This is a genomic window from Streptococcus sp. 1055, assembly GCF_013276815.1.
GTDB classification, from domain to species: domain Bacteria; phylum Bacillota; class Bacilli; order Lactobacillales; family Streptococcaceae; genus Streptococcus; species Streptococcus pseudopneumoniae.
This window is the reverse complement of record NZ_VMLT01000165.1, coordinates 1-1523: the sequence shown is the minus strand read 5'-3', so window position 1 is coordinate 1523 and position 1523 is coordinate 1. Positions and strand designations below refer to the sequence as shown.

At 36.9% G+C, this 1523-nt stretch carries 1 protein-coding gene; it reads right to left on the bottom strand.

Annotated elements, in window-relative coordinates; translation table 11 throughout:
• Positions 1-174 precede the first annotated feature (174 nt).
• On the bottom strand, positions 175-1365 hold the full coding sequence (locus HT699_RS11375) for a ferric reductase-like transmembrane domain-containing protein (protein WP_166730702.1): 1191 nt from the start codon (positions 1363-1365) through the stop codon (positions 175-177).
• Positions 1366-1523 lie beyond the last annotated feature (158 nt).

Sequence of the window (1523 nt, the reverse complement as noted above, 5' to 3'; positions counted from 1 at the left end):
TAAAATATTTCTATAAATTCATTTGATTTTCCTAATCAATTTGTTCGTATCCTATTTCACTCTACTATAAAATAGTCTTATCAATTGATTTGAATGCCAAAATTCCATCGTTCCGATCTTATTTCATTTGGCTATAAAAAACTCTCCTGGGAAATCCCAGGAGAGTATGATTACTTATTTGAACTTGAATCCTTCGTAAATAAGCTCTGTTTTTGGATTTTGTTTCTTAATCTGTTTGGAAAGTGCCTTCATCATAGAAATAGGACCACACATATAGACGGTTGCATGTTCGGGCACTTCTTTTTGTTCAAAATTAAGATAGCCGTCTTTCGTACTGTCGATTAGATGGAGTTCAAAATTAGGATTTTTCTGAGCATAGTTACGGAGTAAATCTAGGTAGACTGCATTTTCATCTCCACGGAAGCTATAGTAGAAGTGAACCTGTTTATCTAAAATAGGATGTTCACGGATGTAAGAGATGAAGGGGGTGATCCCAATACCTCCAGCAATCCAAACCTGATTTTCTCGTCCTTCTTCTATGATCATGTGTCCGTAAGCTCTGTCTAGGGTTACTTTGCTGCCGGCTTGAAGATTATCATAGATATTATTGGTATGGTCGCCTGAATTTTTAACAGTAAAGTAAAGAGTTTGACCATGACCTCCTGAGATAGAAAAGGGATGCGGAGCACTTTCAAAGCCTTCTTGGAAAATCTTTAGAAAGGCAAATTGTCCTGATTGATAGTTGAAAGGTCTGCTAAGATGGATTTGAATTTCTCTAGTATCGTGATTTAAGCGTTTGAGATGGGTAATTTTCCCTAGATAGGGGAAGGAAATCTTTTGATATAGAAAAATGATATAAAAACCAGCTAGTAAGCCTAAAAGGGCATAGCTACCAACAAGAAAACTTAGAAGATTAAATGTAAGGAGACGATTGCCCATTATCATGTAGATGTGAAAGAGTCCTAAAATATAGGCTAGGTAAACCAGGCGGTGAATCCATCGCCAAGCTTCGTATTGGATGTATTTGCCTAAATAGGCGACAAGGATGATGCTGGCAAAGATATAGATGGCAAGATTACCAAACTGAGCAGCTAAGCGAGAGCCCCACAAACCGCCCATACTAAAGTTATGAAAGATTAGTAGGATGATTGAGAGAAAGGCTGTGAATTTGTGGACGGTGTAGACCTTCTCCAAACCGTGAAACCAGCTTTCTAGTAGTGGGAGACGAGTGGCTAGGATAAAAGTCAGAGATAGGCTTGTTAAAGCTAGTCCTGGAATCATGAATTGGGGAGAAGTGTTCATCCAAGTCAAAAGAGTCAAGATAAAACTAGCTATGATAAAGAGTAGTCCTTTGATTGATTTCATAGAAAATTCCATTTCATTTAGATTTCGATTTGTTGTAAATGAATTTGTTACATTTTATCATAGAAAATGTATGGTGTCAAATCTAGGTGTGTAAATCTCTGTTCTTATAAAAAACTCTCCAATTGAACTGGAGAGTGGCTGTTTATACTCAATGAAAA

Excerpts from the sequence above, each read along its gene's own strand:
- HT699_RS11375 (WP_166730702.1), bottom strand. The coding sequence starts at position 1,365 with ATGAAATCAATCAAAGGACTACTCTTTATCATAGCTAGTTTTATCTTG.